The organism is Agrobacterium sp. 10T429, assembly GCF_056393925.1.
This window is the reverse complement of sequence record NZ_JBFTGV010000107.1, coordinates 1-352: the sequence shown is the minus strand read 5'-3', so window position 1 is coordinate 352 and position 352 is coordinate 1. Positions and strand designations below refer to the sequence as shown.

Here is a 352-nt window from a genome sequence, read left to right as displayed (position 1 = left end):
GCCATGTGGATGTGGGCCGCCGTTTCGGCAAGAACAAGGAATTCGGCGTGCGCGTCAACGCCATGGCGCGTGGCGGCGATACCCCGGTGGACAACGAGAGCCGGCAGCAGCGCCTGTTCACGCTGGGCCTGGACTACCAGGGCGACGCGTTCCGCGTGAATGCGGACTTCGGCTACCAGAAGCAGCGGATCAACCAGGGCCGCAGCACGGTCCAGCTGTCGGGTACGGCTTTGCCGGCGGTGCCGTCCGCCTCGACGAACTTCGCCCAGCCATGGACGTATTCCGAGCTGGAAGACACCTACGGCACGATCCGCGCCGAGTACGACGTCACCAGGAACTGGACCACCTACGC

At 65.9% G+C, this 352-nt stretch carries 1 pseudogene; it reads left to right on the top strand.

The features are described 5' to 3' along the window. Positions 1 to 352: pseudogene (locus AC1DCP_RS26750) on the top strand (TonB-dependent siderophore receptor); the annotation flags it as partial.